Below are 15,088 nucleotides of genomic sequence, written 5' to 3' on the forward strand. Positions count from 1 at the left end.
GAGGAGGAAATGTATGGCTTTTGGAATTAAGAGAAGAGATATAGAAAATTGGAAGCGCAAAATAGATCGTGGAGAAATTGCCTTCCTTACTCATTACTGGCTGGATGACCGGTTTCCAGGATGTAAAACGGTGACCAAAGCTGGCTGCAGCGATTTAGACAAGCTGGCCGAATGGGGAGCCAAATATGGCCTTCAAAGGGAGTGGATTCATATTAGGAAAGATGGATATCCTCATTTTGATCTATTGGGGGAGCGGCAGGCAGCCATTTTACAGGCTGAAGGAATTCACGAACCATTATTGAATAAAAATTAATCCATACAGCCATCTCTTTGGATAAAAGAGATGGTTTTTTTCTTGTGAATAAATCTATATAGTTATACGATATACCTGTGGATAAAACCATCTTAAGCATATATCGTAATCCGATATAGTTGTGGATAGGAGGGCGAAATGAGAAAATCAGAGCTGCTAAAAGGAATAACGGAAATGGTGATACTTACTTTTTTATCTGTAGAGGATATGTACGGCTATGAATTAACAGAAAAAATAGAGAAAGAGAGTGAAGGATATCTTAAAATGAAAGAAGGGACTCTTTATCCTGCTTTAAAGAAATTAGAAGCCAAAGGAATGATTGAAAGCTACTGGGAGGAGTCAAGGGAAGGTCCCCGAAGAAAGTATTACTCTCTCACTGATGAAGGTATTCAAGAACTAAACAATCAGAAGAAAGAATGGAGCTATTTCCAAAGCGTGTTGATCAAGCTGATGTTCTACAGCGGCTAAAACAAGCGTATTCGTGCACCGTTTTAGAAGTGCGCGTTTTTTCTGAAAAACAGCAAAAACCTGCAAGCGTCCACAGTGGACTTATTCGTGTATAAAACAGCAAAAAGACGAACTTGGTGCTCGGGCTCCTCTTTTTGCTGTTTTTATCAGTTTTCAATATAGGAATTAATTATTATAACAACTCAGGAACCTCATGAATTTCTTCAGCTGCTTTATCCATTTTTCCCCAGCGAAAAACCTGCAAAAAGTCTGCCTCCATATGGTTCCAAACTTTTGTCAGTAAGGGATATGATCCCACTCTTTTTACCAGTTCGATAGTATTCTTCAAAAGCTGCAAAAAATCTGCTGGCAAGTTCTCTATCAAAGTTCCGAAGAGCTTTATAAATCCATTTGGAACTTCCGGACCATTGTCCATTGATGCGCAAGATAAATTCATGCAGCAATTCTGAGAGGGAGCCTGCGATGAAAATCTCTTCTTCACGACTCTTTGCACCAATAAAATCAAGCAGAACATCGGTTAACATATACCGCTTAATTTCAATCGTTTGAGAATCCCAAAGCTTGGGTCCTTGCGCCAGCAGCGTTTGGGCTTCTTCTTTGATTTTCGGAATGGATGGGCTGTTCTTTATGATCACTCCTTCTGCAACCATTTTTGGCAGTGATGGCCGTCCGCGGTCACAATCGCTGGAAAAATACTTTTTATAGGAAGAACTTGTATGTACAAATGCTTCTACCATCCATCCTTCCTCATAAAAGGACTCTCTATATTCCTTGTGAAGAGATGGCATATAAATAAATAAATCCAGGTCAGAAGTTGACGTTGTTTCGCCACGTACAACGCTTCCCGCAAGAAGGGCAGCCTCACAGCGGGGAAAGTGGGAATTTACGAAAGAGGCAGCTGCAAGTATAGGATCACTTCTCATGCGCTCAGGTCCTTTCTGCAAAAAAAAATTCAGGCGATGTACACCGCCTGAATATATTATAGTAGAATAAGGGTTAATTGCCATATGATATTTCTGGCTCTTCAAACTTCTCATTAAAGTTAATAACTAAATCTTTATTATCAAAGTACCATAAGTCACTTTCTTCTACAAAAAATGTAATACCATTTTTTACGGCAGAAACACCTAGATTAACAGGTCCTTCAAGGCTGATTCCAAGAGAAAATCCGCTTTGGACGGTGCTGCATCCACCATAACGTGCCAAAAAGCGGACAAAATCTCCTTCTTTCAATTCCATTTCTTCGCTGTACCATTTTGCGGCTTCATCGCTGATCTTAATTTGCACAATAAAAAACTCCTTCCAGAAAATCCTTAAATCTTAGTATAGTGTATACAGAGAGAAATATCGAATACACCGACTTGGGGAGGTTCTTATTTTGAAACTGATCTATACCATCTGTTTTATCAGAAGGCTGAAACATCATGAACAGGAAGTACTGATGTTGTTCCGTTCAAAAGCTCCGAATCAGTATAAATGGAATGGTGTCGGCGGTAAAATTGAGCCGCACGAAAGTCCTTATTCTTCCATTGAAAGGGAAATTTATGAGGAGACAGGACTGCGTCCAGTAAACCTGAGGTTTGGAGGCATTGTCACCTGGAACCATACAGGAGGGATGTACCTGTTTACAGCTGATGACCCAGGAGGGAGTTTGGTGGAATCAGAGGAAGGTTCTTTGGAGTGGAAACCTATAAACTTGCTGAAACATTCTGATGATGTGGTACCAAATATTACGTTTTTTATCGATCGTTTATTGGCCGGGCATCCTCCTTGTGAATATTCTTGCACATATGATAAGGAAGGGAAGCTGCTGGAGGTACAGGAAAGAGCGTTGCCTAATCCGGTAATTACGAGTGTATTTCAGCTGCCGTATACTCAGACATAAGCACCTAAAACTTGTATATTCACTGAAGAGAATTAAACAGAAAAATAGCTGAAGCAGCATATTACACTGCTTCAGCTATTTTGCCCATTGCGACATATGTGCCATGGTTTCTGTATAAGATTCCGGCTTTTTCACCAGCCCCATTTTATCGGCCTGAGCCAGTGGAAGAACACGGAAGTTTTCTCTATCTTCACTGGTTACATAAGTGGGGATAAAGCTGAAGCTGTCAATCGCAACCTGTTTTGTCTTGTTACTCACTTTTTTAGTCACTTTAACTATTAAGATGCCGCCGATATCTTTATAGTCTCTAATCTGTCCTGATAAAAAATTTCCTAGAGAATAGATGACAAGGGCCTGCTTTCCATTAGTCTTAATCCATTGAATGGGCTGCAGGACATGAGGATGGTGCCCAATGATGACATCGGCTCCTGCGCCGGCCATCATGTGTGCCCATTCTTTTTGTTCAGGTGAAGGCAGGCGTTCGTATTCGTTTCCCCAATGGGTGCTTACGACCACGACATCGGCATATTTCTCTGCATTTTTTATATCTTGTATAACGGTATTAATGTTAAACATATTTACCATATATGGCTTGTCTTCAGGAAGGACATTTCCGTTTAAGCCATATGTATAAGCGAGGAAAGCAAAAGAAATCCCGTTCCGGGTAAGAATCCGGAGTGTATCGCTGTCTTCAAGATCCTTATATGCGCCGGTATATGGAAGTTTCAGTTTATTGTAGTAGCTGATGGCACTCAGCAGGGCTTTTTCTCCGTGATCCATAGAATGGTTATTTGCTATAGTTACCATGTCCACCCCGGCCTCTTTTAAGGTATCTCCAACTTCATAGGGACTATTAAAGGAAGGATATGAGGAAAGTCCTATTTGTTTTCCTCCAATCATAGATTCCTGATTTGCCACCAGCAGATCCGGATTTTTCAAATAAGGCATGACAGGCTTAAACATTTTATCAAAATCATAGGTTCCATGGTTATATGCATCCTTATACACCGCATCATGGATTAGAACATCCCCAATAGCACCAAGGGTTGCGCTTGTTTGATAAGTTTTTGATTCCAATGAGCTGCCACGGGTGTTGAGGTTCGCAATGTGTCCATTGCTGAAAGCCGGCCTGCTGCTTTTCTTGTCCATATATATAAATGAAGAAGTGATCACCGCAATAAGGAATATACATACTATAGAACCTGTTATATAGATTTTTCTCATCCAGGACTCCTATTTTTAGATTCATTTATATAATAATATATGGAAACGAGTCAGGATTATAGCTTTTTTTAAAAGGCTGTTTTCGAAAACTTTGTTGTTATTGAACAAAGGGTTGAGTGGAACGTGAGGATGCTCGCTTTCCGCGGGGGCGGACGCCCGAGCCTCCTCGGCTTCGCCTGTGTGGTCTCACCTGATTGGCTTATGACTCGAGGGTCTAAAGCCTTGGAGCCGGACAATATCCGCTGCTCCCGCAGGAGTCTCGCACCTTACGTTCCAATCAACCTGTTTAACAATAGGGCAGGTTCAGAGAACTATTAAAAAACAACAATCTTTTGGGAAAGAGCCTTTTTAAAAAGATGAAGGTAATTTTGCTTTTTAATTCGTTGTGGAAATGACGGATCCCAGCTATCTTTTGTTCGAGAAGGGAGTGGAATGATGACTAGACTTTCTGCCGGTTTTTGGGTATCACTTCTTTGCTTCATAGCCTTTCAATGGTCGGCATTGCCTGTTCTGGCTTATATTACGGATCGGGCGGAGCATGTAGTCACGGGGGCTTTGTTCATAGCAGGAGTCCTATATCCCATATATTTTATTGGCACTCTCGTTTATTTACATAAAATCAAGAAGGCAGCATATGAGGACTTGATGGCAGCAGCCTTATTTCTTCTGATCCCTCTATTTTTGTATTTTCCTATTTTTGAATTACTGTGAGAATCAGTGTTGGAATGCAGATCATATTAAAAAACAGATAGAAATTAATCTATCTGTTTTTTTGACAGCCATTTTATTTTGGGCTCTGTTCCGTTTTTTATCCTGACGAGATTTGCTCTGTGTCTGTAGACAATAAAAATCGTCAGTACCGAAATAACGATAATGAGCGGTACATCTCGGATGATGATGGTATAAATCAAGGCAAACACAGCCGTTAAAATGGATGAGAGCGAGACGTACTTTGTTATGTATAAGCATATAAAAAAGACCAGCAGAACCATTATAAACATTAGGGGAACATAGCCAAGAACCAATCCTCCTGAAGTGGCGACAGCTTTTCCTCCTTTAAATCCTGCAAACACAGGGTACATATGTCCTAAAACAGCAAATACTCCTGCCAGCAGAGGGTGAATATCGACACCCAGCATGACAGGGAGAACCGTAGCGAGCGTACCTTTCAGAATATCCATCATGGTCACAATCATCCCTGCTTTTTTACCCAGGGTGCGGAATGTATTAGTTCCACCGAGGTTTCCGCTGCCGTGCTCACGTATATCCGTTTTATAGAAGACTTTCCCAATAATGAGCCCAGAAGGAATAGAGCCGATCAGGTAAGCCAGTATTAAAACAACTATTGTCATATCTTCTAGCCCTTTCTAGCATAATGTTTTATTATTTTACCATGAGTTTGCTAAAAATCCATTACTTGTTGCTAGAATATTATTTTTTTGTTCCGTCAAAAACCTGCGCCCACGCTGCAAAATTAACCGAAACGAGAGTCAGCAATAGTTAAAAAGGGTATAATAACCATGAACATGATGTATGTGACAATGGACAAATTTCTTTTAAGGGGATGGGAAAGATGAGCATTGAAAATCCATCGCGGGAAGAGATCGGCAAAATATTAAAGAAGGCTAAACGCATAGCCGTTGTTGGACTGTCGGAAAATCCTGAAAAGACTTCTTATATGGTTTCTGAAGCGATGCAGAGAGCCGGCTACGACATTATACCGGTGAACCCGACTGCCACATCAAAAATTTTAGGGGTTGACCCTGTAAAGTCTTTGAAAGAAATTGAAGGGCATGTTGATATAGTGAATGTTTTCAGGCGGTCCGAGTATCTGCCGGGGGTGGCAAAGGAATTTGCAGAGATAGAGGCTGATGTTTTCTGGGCTCAGCTTGGTCTTTATCATCAGGAAGCATACGATTTTCTAAAGGAAAAAGGGTATACCGTCATCATGGACCGCTGTATCAAAGTGGAGCATGCAATAACAAGATAAAACGGTTGACCTGAGGGAGCAGATGTTACTGCTCCCTTTTGTTATGGATAAAAAAAGTGATATACTTAGCGAGGCAAAGGTAAGACTACCGAATATAATCCGTAATAAAGAGAAAAACTTTAACTTGAAAAAATTGGAGAAACCATCTTACAATCATGAGAGAATTAAGGGCGACAGAAGCGGCTGCGAAAAGTGTCATTTTAAAACGCTTATTTGCCAAATGCTAAATAACCGCTAAAATGAATGTGAGATGCCAGCAGAGTAAATGGAACTTCTGGCAGGATATAGCTAGAAACAAAATGCGAACATTTGTTCTTTTTCGGAATTTGTTTTATAATTAAAGAACAACACACAATATCCATTATATAAAGACAAGGATCATTGTGATTCAGAACGGCTTCGTGAGTTTAGAAAGGGGATTTTCAGTGTCAAGAAATGCTAAGCAAATTGAATATAATGATGATGCGATCCAAGTACTGGAGGGTCTTGAAGCAGTCAGAAAAAGGCCCGGTATGTATATTGGCAGTACGGATACGAGAGGACTTCATCATTTAGTCTATGAAATTGTAGATAATTCCGTGGACGAAGCGCTGGCTGGCTACGGAAATCATATAATCGTAAAAATACACAAAGACAACAGCATCTCTGTAGAAGATAAAGGCAGAGGGATGCCGGTAGGAATGCATAAGCTGGGCAGACCGACCCCAGAGGTCATTCTGACTGTCCTCCACGCCGGAGGAAAGTTCGGACAGGGCGGCTATAAGACGAGCGGAGGGCTCCACGGTGTAGGAGCTTCTGTTGTAAATGCTCTTTCAGAATGGCTGCTTGTAACAATTAAAAGGGACGGTTTTGTCTATCAGCAGCGTTTTGTAAATGGCGGAAAGCCGGAGACAACCCTTGAAAAAATCGGAAAGACCAATCAAACGGGCACAACGATTTTCTTTAAGCCTGATCCATCCATCTTCTCAGTTACCACCTATAATTATGAAACCTTATGCGAACGTCTGAGAGAATCTGCCTTTCTTTTAAAAGGGATGAAAATAGAATTAATTGATGACCGGGACCGCCTTCGGGAAGTCTTTCATTATGAAACAGGAATCCAAGCCTTCGTAGAGTATTTGAACGAAGAAAAAGATACTCTGCACAAGGTTGTCAGCTTAGAAGGAGAACAGAACAATATTGAAGTGGATTTTGCTTTCCAGTTCAATGACGGATATTCAGAAAATATTCTCAGCTTTGTTAATAATGTCCGGACAAAGGACGGCGGCACCCATGAAGTGGGAGCCAAGACAGCCATGACCCGTGTATTCAACGAATACGCACGAAAAACAGGGCTGTTAAAGGAAAAAGATAAAAACCTGGAAGGCTCGGATATACGCGAGGGGCTTTCTGCAGTTGTCTCTGTCCGCATTCCTGAGGAATTGCTGCAGTTTGAAGGACAGACAAAAAGCAAATTGGGTACGAGCGAAGCACGTTCAAGTGTTGATGCAATGGTTTCTGAACATCTGGCTTACTTTCTTGCCGAGAATCCAGACATCAGCTCTTTATTAATTAAAAAGTCCATCAAAGCTTATCAGGCCCGCGAAGCAGCCAGGAAAGCACGAGAAGAAGCACGGGGCGGGAAAAAACGAAAGAAAAATGAGGCCATCCTGTCCGGGAAATTGACTCCCGCACAGTCCCGGAATCCTCAAAGAAACGAAATATATCTGGTTGAGGGAGATTCTGCAGGCGGTTCGGCCAAACAGGGCCGTGACAGAAGGTTCCAGGCTGTCCTGCCGCTTAGGGGAAAGGTTATCAACACAGAAAAAGCAAAGCTGCAGGATATATTTAAAAACGAAGAAATCAATACGATCATCCACGCAATCGGCGGGGGGGTTGGGCCCGAATTCAGCATAGAGGATATAAACTACGATAAAATCGTCATCATGACCGACGCTGATACGGATGGAGCTCATATACAGGTATTGCTGTTAACTTTCTTCTACCGTTATATGAAACCTTTAATTGAAGCCGGTAAGATTTATATCGCTCTTCCGCCTCTTTATAAAGTGTCCAAGGGATCCGGCAAAAAAGAAGTAGTGGAATATGCATGGAGCGACGAAGAGCTTCAGGGAGCCATGAAAAAGGTCGGTAAGGGATATATGATCCAGCGCTATAAGGGCCTCGGCGAAATGAATGCAGACCAGCTATGGGAAACCACAATGAATCCGGAATCCAGGACGCTGATCCGCGTAAGGATTGACGACATAGCACGGGCAGAAAGACGTGTGACAACCCTGATGGGCGATAAGGTTGAACCGCGCCGGAAATGGATTGAATCCAACGTGGCTTTCAGCCTCGAAGATGAAACAAACATACTTGAAAACGAAAATATCCATGTTGAAGAGGAGGTCCAATAATTATGTCAACACCGGAAAAATTCCGCGACCTCCCGCTGGAAGATGTACTAGGAGACCGATTTGGACGCTACAGTAAATATATCATTCAGGACCGCGCACTTCCTGATGCACGGGATGGATTAAAACCAGTTCAAAGGCGAATTTTGTTTGCCATGCACGAAGAGGGAAACACACATGATAAAGGTTTCCGTAAATCGGCAAAAACAGTTGGGAATGTCATCGGTAATTACCATCCGCACGGAGACACCTCCGTTTATGACGCCATGGTAAGGATGAGCCAGGACTGGAAGCTTCGCAACGTTTTAGTAGAGATGCACGGGAATAACGGAAGCCTCGACGGCGATCCTCCGGCTGCCATGCGTTATACAGAAGCCCGTATTTCCGCCATTGCGGGAGAACTTTTGAGGGACATTGACAAAAGAACGGTAGATTTCATCCCGAATTTTGATGATACGGCAAAAGAGCCGGTTGTACTTCCAGCTATCTACCCAAACCTTCTGGTAAATGGTTCTACCGGAATTTCCGCAGGTTATGCTACGGAAATCCCACCGCACCAGCTCGGTGAAGTGATCGATGCAGCAGCCATGCGCATCGATCATCCTGACTGCTCGGTTGAAGACCTCATGACTGTCATTAAAGGGCCGGATTTCCCGACAGGGGGCATCATCCAGGGTGTAGACGGCATTAAGAAAGCTTACGAAACGGGTAAGGGAAAAATCATCATCCGAGGAAAAGCAGAGATTGAAACGATCCGCGGCGGAAAACAGCAGATCGTGATTACGGAAATTCCGTACGAAGTAAATAAAGCGAATTTAGTAAAGAAAATGGATGAATTCCGTCTTGACCGCAAAGTGGAAGGGATATCCGAGGTCCGTGATGAAACGGACCGAACAGGACTCAGAATTGTTGTCGAGCTGAAAAAGGAAGCAGATGCTGACGGTGTGCTGAAGTATCTCTACAAGAACAGTGATCTGCAGGTGCCATACAATCTCAATATGGTTGCCATTTATAAAAAGCGCCCGACTTTAATGGGTCTTCCGCAGCTTCTCGATGCCTTTATTGACCATCGCAAAGAAGTGATTATCAATCGTTCACGTTTCGAATTAAACAAAGCCTTAGACAGGGAACATATTGTACAGGGGCTTATGCGCGCCCTCTCCATCCTGGATGAAGTTATTGCTGCCATCCGGGCTTCCAAGGATAAGAAAAACGCCAAGGAAAACTTAATGGAGAAATTCGGCTTTACCGAACCGCAGGCAGAAGCTATTGTATCCTTGCAGCTATACAGGCTGACAAACACAGATATCACCGCCCTTCAGCAGGAAGCTGATGAGCTTAAGAGAAAAATAGAAGAACTAAGAGCCATTCTTGAAAGCGAGAAGAAGTTATTTTCTGTCATTAAAAAAGAACTAAAGGAAGTACGCAAGCAATTTAATGACGTAAGGCGCAGCAGGATCGAAGAGGAAATAGAGGAACTTAAAATTAATCTTGAAGTGCTGATTGCGAGCGAGGACGTTATGGTCACCGTTACAAAGGAAGGCTATGTAAAGCGCACAAGCCTAAGATCATATACTGCTTCCGGCGGACAGGATTATGGAATGAAAGAATCCGACCGTCTCCTTTCGCAGTTTGAAATGAATACAACGGACGTACTGCTTGTGTTCACTAATAAAGGAAATTACCTATACTGCCCTGTGCATCAGCTTCCTGATGTACGCTGGAAGGATGTCGGCCAGCATATCGCAAGCATTGTTCCGATTAACCGTGACGAGCAAATCATTAAGGCGATTCCAGTACGAGATTTCGAAAAACCGGAATATCTGTTATTTTTCACCAAGAATGGAATGGCCAAAAAAAGCGAGTTAGGCTTGTATAAGGCCCAGAGGCATTCAAAGCCATTGGTAGCCATAAATCTAAAAGCCGATGATGAAGTAGTCGATGTCCATTTAACGGATGGAACGAAGGATGTATTTCTGACAACGCATTTTGGACTGGCGCTTTGGTTCAATGAAGAAGAGATTAATGTAGTCGGCGCCAGGGCAGCAGGTGTCAAAGGAATCAATCTTAAAGAAGGTGATTTTGTCACAGCCGGCCAAATCATAGAGAACCCTGAGAAACAAAGCATCGTCATTACAACCCAGCGCGGTGCAGTAAAAAGAATGAAGATGAAGGAATTTGAAAAATCCTCACGTGCAAAACGAGGTGTCGTTATGCTTCGTGAGCTTAAGTCCAATCCGCATAGAGTGATTGGAGCCGTTGCTGCAAAAAATGATACGGTCATTTACCTTCTGACTGAAAAAGGCTCTGTAGAAAGTACGGCTGCTTCCTCAATCCGTTTCAACGACCGCTATACAAACGGATCATTCATCATCGATGAAGTGGAAAGTGGAAAAGTGATTGAAATGTGGGCCGTACATCCAGAAGAAGAATCAGAAAATCCATAACTTTATCTGACCCGGCCTGCCTGGCCGGGTTTTATTTCGTTACAATGCAATGAATTCTGCTAAAATAGGGATGAAATGATGCCAAGGAGCTGTAAATGTATGGGATATGAAAACGATTTATTGTTTTTCCAGAATAACATTGGAATGGAAAAGCCAAATAGCATGGTAAACCGCAGTACGGATTGTCCCTTTTGTGATCGCGATGCTTTGACAGATATTTTGGATCATAGAGGCTCTATCTTGTATCTGAAAAATAAATTTCCTACTTTAACAGAAACATATCAAACGCTGATCATCGAAACTGATGACTGCCATGCCGATATCTCTACCTATGAAAAACCGCATCTGATTAACCTGCTGGATTTTTCTATACAAAAATGGGAACAGATGATAAACACTGGAGAGTTTAAATCGGTTATCTTTTATAAAAACCACGGTCCCTTGTCGGGTGGTACCATTCATCATCCCCATATGCAGATCGTCGGCCTCAAATCTATTGATTACAACAAAAACATTTCTGACCACTACTTTAGAGGCTTACCAATTGCAGAGGATGACGGCCTTGAACTTAATGTATCAAGTCATCCTATTATGGGTTTTACCGAATTCAATATTATATTAAGAAACAAAAATAGGATTGCTGCGTTTGCTGACTACCTGCAAATCACGGCTCATTATATCCTTAATTCCTTTCATAAAGGGTGTAACAGCTATAATTTGTTTTTTTATCATCGGGATGGAGCAATTATGTGTAAAGCAGTACCGAGGTTTGTGGCCTCGCCTTTATTTATTGGATACTCGCTCTCACAGGTATCAAGCAACTTAGAGGAAACGGTCAAGAAAATCAAGGCTCTCTATAAATTGTAAATTTATCGCTCCTTTCCGGTAAACGGTAAATGCCGGTTGAACAAAGTGGTTTCTACGATCTTGTTATTCATACCTTGGAAATTTCTAATAATTGAGTCACACAATTCGGCAGGGATCCGAAGGCTTCCAAACCCGTTGCCGCCTTAAAGAAGAGAACGCTTGATTATATCTTGTAGCTTGAGATAGAATTACAGACTTTCCGAGTATGGGCTTTCGTCCGGGTCCTGCAGGCTGTACTAAAGTGGTATAAAGTTCCCCATCCGAGAGATGAAGCCCAAACTTTGATAAAACGCTCAAGAAAAGTCCTTCATTCTGCTTATGAAGACCCTTTTTCAGCTTGAGAGCTTAAGAAAGATCCTTCATGCCGGTAATGAAGACCCTTTTTCAGCTTGAGAGCTTAAGAAAAGTCCTTCATTCAGGTTATGAAGGCCCTTTTTCAGCTTGAGAGCTTATGAAAAGTCCTTCATGCCGGTTATGAAGGCCCTTTTTCAGCTTGAGAGCTTATGAAAAGTCCTTCATGCCGGTAATGAAGACCCTTTTTCAGCTTGAGAGCTTATGAAAAGTCCTTCATGCCGGTAATGAAGACCCTTTTTCAGCTTGAGAGCTTAAGAAAAGTCCTTCATTCCGGTTATGAAGGCCCTTTTTCAGCTTGAGAGCTTAAGAAAAGTCCTTCATCCAGGTATTGATAAACAAGTCTAAGTCCGGATACAAAAGAAACGAAAGAAAGTACATACCGTTCGCTGCCATCTCTGATTGATGAAGATCTATAGACATAAGCAGCGCGGAAAATGTAAATGCAAGAGAAATAAGCTTTAGGTTTTTCATACAGCAAGGAGTTTGTCACAGTGGATAGGCTTTTATCATAAAATATGGCAAGAGTTACTACTGTAAGGAAAGGAGCTTCGCTTGCCATGGCAACTTTTAATCCCAAACATTTAATAACCACTTATATGCCGATGACGACATCATTTATGCCGGCAGATGGCAGAAAGTATACATTAACACATTCCGACCGAACAGGAGATTTATTTTTAAGCATCGGTGCAGAGTATAATTCCAAAGCGATCAACCAGAGTCTTCGCGACGAAGTGATTGCTGAATGGGTGCCTCAAATGGGGCAGTATGTACTGGCAGGAAAGGTATATGTAGGCGGTAATGAGCATAGTGAGAATGACGCAAAAATCCGATTCACCATATTTGAGCAGGAAATGGATCTGGCACTGGAAGCCATCATCTATGGAGACCAGGCTTTCTTTGAATATTTTCCTTGGCTGCTTGACAGTCCGATATATATCCACTTTGAATCTGTTTACCCAATCTGTAACAAAATGCTTTATTTTGGAACACCAAGACAATTCTTGCAAAAAAGCAGAATCGCGAATGCTTGAATGGATGAAAAGTGCTGTGCACGTTTTTTCACCTGCCAAAATGATTAAACCACGAGGGGCTGGCTAAATTCATGGTCTGTCCCTTACTTTGAAATTTCTCAGTTCTCAATTGACAGACAATACATAATTATCCTACTATTTGATTAAGGCCTACCTGAAAGAAACTGAAAAGTATCGTACTTCAGGGAAGTTCTTTAGCGAAATCGTTAGAGAAAGGAGCTGAAACTGACGGAATTAAAGGACAGAATTATCGAAACATCGCTTAGACTGTTCGAGTCACATGGATTTCATGGCGTGACTGTCAATCAAATTGTATCGGAAAGCGGTACATCAAAGGGCGGGTTTTATCACCATTTCCAGTCGAAGGATGAACTTCTTTATGTCATCCATGATTATTTTATTTCATACGTATTAACCAAAGCGAAAGAAGCAGACTCATCAAGTAAAAAACCCACAGAAAAGCTGCAGAAGATCATCCAGTCTTTTGTTAAAGTATTTCATCTCTATAAACCTCACATCTCAGTATTCTATCAGGAAAGTATGTATCTTAAACCCGAATATACGGAAGAGATAAAGAAGAAACGGGACTCTTATAAGAATCTCATTTTTAAATGTTTGGAAGAAGGCAGAGAAGCTGGCGAGTTCCGCCCAGAAGTTCCAGTGGATATTACAGGAATGACGATACTTGGCATGGTCAACTGGACATATAAGTGGTACCAGCCAGGCGGTGAAAAAACGATTGATGAAATAGGCAGTATATTTGTCGACCTCATCTTAAACAGCCTGCTTACGGATTCAGCCAAACAAAAAAAGGAATATCAGAAGTTCTTCTTAAAAAGCGGCTTGGCTGAGGACAAATTATAAAGCGCTTACATTTATTGTGTATGGGACAGACCAACCAGTCGGTCTCTGCCTGAATTATTTAGAGGAGGATTTATATGGACTTTTCATTATCAAAAGAGCAGCAGATGATAAAGGAAATGGTACGGGACTTTGCAGACAGAGAAATAAAACCTATTGCTTTTGAGCTTGACCGTGACTCTAGGTTTCCAGAAGAGGTTTTTAAGAAAATTGGAGAATTAGGACTGCTCGGCATTCCTTTTCCTGAAGAATATGGCGGTTCGGGCGGAGATACCATTTCCTACGCAATAGCTGTAGAAGAAATCGGGAAGGCGTGCGGGGGTACAGGGCTTAGCTATGCGGCAGCTGTTTCCCTGGGATCCAGCCCGATATATTACTTTGGAACCGAGGAACAAAAACAAAAATTTCTAGTGCCGCTGGTAAAAGGGGAAGCACTTGCTTCGTTTGGTCTTACTGAACCTAATGCGGGATCGGATGCTGGCGGCACAAGAACCAAGGCAGTGCTTGAAGGCGACGAATATGTAATTAACGGTGAAAAGTGCTGGATCACGAATGCAGGCTATGCTAAAACGCTGACAGTTACGGCTGTATCTGGAAAAGATGAGAGAGGCAAAAATATTATTTCAGCATTCCTTGTACCGACTGATACTCCAGGAGTAACCATAACAAGTGATTACGATAAAATGGGCGTCCGCGCCTCCAATACTTCTCAAATTGTGTTAGAGGATGTGAGGGTTCCTAAGGAGAATATCTTAGGAGATCCGAATAAAGGGTTTAAGCAGTTCCTATATACTCTTGACGGAGGAAGGATTTCCATAGCAGCACTAGCTGTCGGGCTTGCACAGGCAGCATTTGAGAAAGCGCTTCAATATTCGAAAGAGCGGGTGCAGTTCGGCAAGCCTATTTCTCAATTCCAGGCGATCGGATTCAAGCTCGCTGATATGGCTATGGAAATAGAATTGGCGAGAAACATGGTTTATAAAGCAGCCTGGCTGAAGGATCAAAAGAAGCCGTTTACCAAGGAATCTGCCTATGCAAAGCTATTCGCCACGGAAATGGCATTCAGAACGTGCAACCAAGCCATCCAGATTCATGGAGGTTACGGCTATATGAAAGAATACGAGGTTGAAAGATACTTAAGAGATGCCAAGCTTCTTGAAATTGGGGAAGGAACTTCTGAAATCCAGAGATTAGTTATATCAAGACAGCTGGGATGCTAATGTCAGATTAAGAGGGATAGCTGCACTGC

15 protein-coding genes are annotated in these 15,088 nt (G+C 42.1%); 11 read left to right on the top strand and 4 right to left on the bottom strand.

What is annotated here, in order from left to right; genetic code table 11:
* Window positions 1-13: 13 nt before the first annotated feature.
* Window positions 14-313, top strand: coding sequence for a hypothetical protein (locus tag CUU66_RS13575; RefSeq protein ID WP_101643069.1), 300 nt, complete (start codon window positions 14-16; stop codon window positions 311-313).
* Between the two features lie 138 nt (window positions 314-451).
* A complete protein-coding gene (locus CUU66_RS13580) occupies window positions 452-781 on the top strand; it encodes a PadR family transcriptional regulator (RefSeq protein WP_219622794.1) in 330 nt (109 codons plus the stop codon).
* 212 nt (window positions 782-993) lie between these two features.
* Here CUU66_RS13580 and CUU66_RS13585 read toward each other — a convergent pair whose 3' ends face one another.
* Together CUU66_RS13585 and CUU66_RS13590 are read right to left on the bottom strand one after the other, a co-directional pair.
* Window positions 994-1,704 carry a nucleotidyltransferase domain-containing protein gene (locus CUU66_RS13585; RefSeq protein WP_101643124.1) on the bottom strand — a complete coding sequence of 237 codons (711 nt, stop codon included), beginning with the start codon at window positions 1,702-1,704 and terminating at the stop codon, window positions 994-996.
* A gap of 73 nt (window positions 1,705-1,777) precedes the next feature.
* On the bottom strand, window positions 1,778-2,068 hold the full coding sequence (locus CUU66_RS13590) for a HesB/YadR/YfhF family protein (RefSeq protein ID WP_101643071.1): 291 nt from the start codon (window positions 2,066-2,068) through the stop codon (window positions 1,778-1,780).
* A gap of 91 nt (window positions 2,069-2,159) precedes the next feature.
* Between CUU66_RS13590 and CUU66_RS13595 the strand changes: the two genes are divergently transcribed.
* The gene (locus CUU66_RS13595; RefSeq protein WP_257967996.1) at window positions 2,160-2,666 is read left to right on the top strand and encodes an NUDIX hydrolase; all 507 of its coding nucleotides are present in this window, start codon (window positions 2,160-2,162) and stop codon (window positions 2,664-2,666) included.
* A 75-nt stretch (window positions 2,667-2,741) separates the two neighbouring features.
* Here the strand turns inward: CUU66_RS13595 and CUU66_RS13600 are convergent, their stop codons facing one another.
* Window positions 2,742-3,890, bottom strand: a complete 1,149-nt coding sequence (locus tag CUU66_RS13600; RefSeq protein WP_101643073.1) for a CapA family protein — start codon at window positions 3,888-3,890, stop codon at window positions 2,742-2,744.
* Between the two features lie 432 nt (window positions 3,891-4,322).
* Here CUU66_RS13600 and CUU66_RS13605 point away from each other — a divergent pair, with 432 nt between their 5' ends.
* On the top strand, window positions 4,323-4,601 hold the full coding sequence (locus CUU66_RS13605; protein ID WP_101643075.1) for a hypothetical protein: 279 nt from the start codon (window positions 4,323-4,325) through the stop codon (window positions 4,599-4,601).
* A gap of 44 nt (window positions 4,602-4,645) precedes the next feature.
* Here the strand turns inward: CUU66_RS13605 and plsY are convergent, their stop codons facing one another.
* Entirely contained in the window at window positions 4,646-5,242 is a 597-nt protein-coding gene (plsY, locus tag CUU66_RS13610) for a glycerol-3-phosphate 1-O-acyltransferase PlsY (RefSeq protein WP_101643077.1), read from the bottom strand.
* Between the two features lie 221 nt (window positions 5,243-5,463).
* On the opposite strand from plsY, the gene CUU66_RS13615 reads away from it, so the two are divergent.
* The 7 genes from CUU66_RS13615 to CUU66_RS13655 all read left to right on the top strand — a co-directional run bounded on the left by CUU66_RS13615 (window position 5,464) and on the right by CUU66_RS13655 (window position 15,059).
* A complete protein-coding gene (locus CUU66_RS13615) occupies window positions 5,464-5,880 on the top strand; it encodes a CoA-binding protein (protein ID WP_101643079.1) in 417 nt (138 codons plus the stop codon).
* A 425-nt stretch (window positions 5,881-6,305) separates the two neighbouring features.
* Complete coding sequence (gene parE / locus CUU66_RS13625) at window positions 6,306-8,279, top strand: DNA topoisomerase IV subunit B (protein ID WP_101643083.1); 1,974 nt, start codon at window positions 6,306-6,308, stop codon at window positions 8,277-8,279.
* A gap of 2 nt (window positions 8,280-8,281) precedes the next feature.
* Window positions 8,282-10,723 (top strand): DNA topoisomerase IV subunit A, encoded by a 2,442-nt coding sequence (parC, locus tag CUU66_RS13630; protein ID WP_101643084.1) that lies wholly within the window; start codon window positions 8,282-8,284, stop codon window positions 10,721-10,723.
* A gap of 99 nt (window positions 10,724-10,822) precedes the next feature.
* A complete protein-coding gene (locus CUU66_RS13635; protein ID WP_101643086.1) occupies window positions 10,823-11,590 on the top strand; it encodes a DUF4931 domain-containing protein in 768 nt (255 codons plus the stop codon).
* A 911-nt stretch (window positions 11,591-12,501) separates the two neighbouring features.
* On the top strand, window positions 12,502-12,978 hold the full coding sequence (locus CUU66_RS13645; RefSeq protein ID WP_101643091.1) for a staygreen family protein: 477 nt from the start codon (window positions 12,502-12,504) through the stop codon (window positions 12,976-12,978).
* A 225-nt stretch (window positions 12,979-13,203) separates the two neighbouring features.
* Window positions 13,204-13,842: a TetR/AcrR family transcriptional regulator gene (locus tag CUU66_RS13650; RefSeq protein WP_374703001.1), complete on the top strand. Its 639-nt coding sequence runs from the start codon at window positions 13,204-13,206 to the stop codon at window positions 13,840-13,842.
* Window positions 13,843-13,916: 74 nt separating this feature from the next.
* Entirely contained in the window at window positions 13,917-15,059 is a 1,143-nt protein-coding gene (locus CUU66_RS13655; protein ID WP_101643095.1) for an acyl-CoA dehydrogenase, read from the top strand.
* Window positions 15,060-15,088 lie beyond the last annotated feature (29 nt).

This window comes from Peribacillus deserti (genome assembly GCF_002863585.1).
GTDB lineage: Bacteria > Bacillota > Bacilli > Bacillales > DSM-1321 > Paraperibacillus > Paraperibacillus deserti_A.